Raw genomic sequence first — 344 nt, forward strand, 5'->3', positions numbered from 1 at the left:
GGCCAACAAGGTCAAGCGGGAAGACATACTCTTCCTTTTGGAAAATTTCAAGGGGCTGCTTGTCGTAGATGAAGCCTACATCGATTTCAGCGACGAACCGAGCTTTACCACTGAATTGGATCGATTTCCCAACTTGCTGGTCATGCAGACCTTTTCGAAGGCTTGGGGCTTGGCTTCCCTCCGACTTGGGATGGCTTTTGCCAGTGAGGAACTGATTCGGATCTTGAACAAGATCAAGCCTCCTTACAATATTTCCGGCTTGACCCAGGAGACCGTTTTGGCAGCGATCAAGGACAAAGCCAAAGTGGACCGGATGATTCAGGATATTTTAGCCGAACGGGAAT

General features: G+C 49.1%; 1 protein-coding gene. It reads left to right on the plus strand.

The window, feature by feature from the left end:
- On the plus strand, window positions 1-344 hold a 344-nt coding region (locus ACNKXV_RS13665), incomplete at both ends, for an aminotransferase class I/II-fold pyridoxal phosphate-dependent enzyme (protein ID WP_417908276.1).

The sequence above is a fragment of the Christiangramia aquimixticola genome (assembly GCF_048285835.1).
GTDB classification, from domain to species: domain Bacteria; phylum Bacteroidota; class Bacteroidia; order Flavobacteriales; family Flavobacteriaceae; genus Christiangramia; species Christiangramia aquimixticola.